This window comes from Pseudoalteromonas sp. S1727 (assembly GCF_005886375.1).
In the GTDB taxonomy this organism is placed as follows: Bacteria; Pseudomonadota; Gammaproteobacteria; order Enterobacterales; family Alteromonadaceae; genus Pseudoalteromonas; species Pseudoalteromonas haloplanktis.
In genome coordinates, this window is sequence record NZ_PNDT01000300.1 from 1 (window position 1) to 384 (window position 384).

Genomic DNA, 384 nt, shown 5'->3' on the forward strand with positions numbered 1-384 from the left:
AATATGTAATGTGTATTTGTAACACAATAATAACCGTCTTTTATAAATCGGTCACAATTTTCTTTACTAATACCATGCTTGAAGCAATACGTACGCTCGTTACCTTGCATGATAGAGAACCAAACCAATGCAAAAATAACCATTACACCTATTGGGGCCAATATCCATTTACAGAAATGGAAGAATAGACTTTTAATCTCAGTATCTAAAAAATAGGCTGATACTACACCAATTAATCTAAATACCTACTGAAACATGCCACTTACAGTTGACAACTAAATTCCTTAACGCTTTCCGGAAAGATAACAGTTATATACGCAGCCATATGGAAAAGCTAACCTATAAGGTACAAAATCATGCAAGGACTAATTGTACGCACACTGT

1 protein-coding gene is annotated in these 384 nt (G+C 34.1%); it reads left to right on the forward strand.

The window, feature by feature from the left end; all coding sequences use genetic code 11:
• A partial coding sequence (locus CWB85_RS22685) for a hypothetical protein (RefSeq protein WP_212748252.1) occupies positions 1–188 on the forward strand: 188 nt, incomplete at its 5' end.
• Positions 189–384 lie beyond the last annotated feature (196 nt).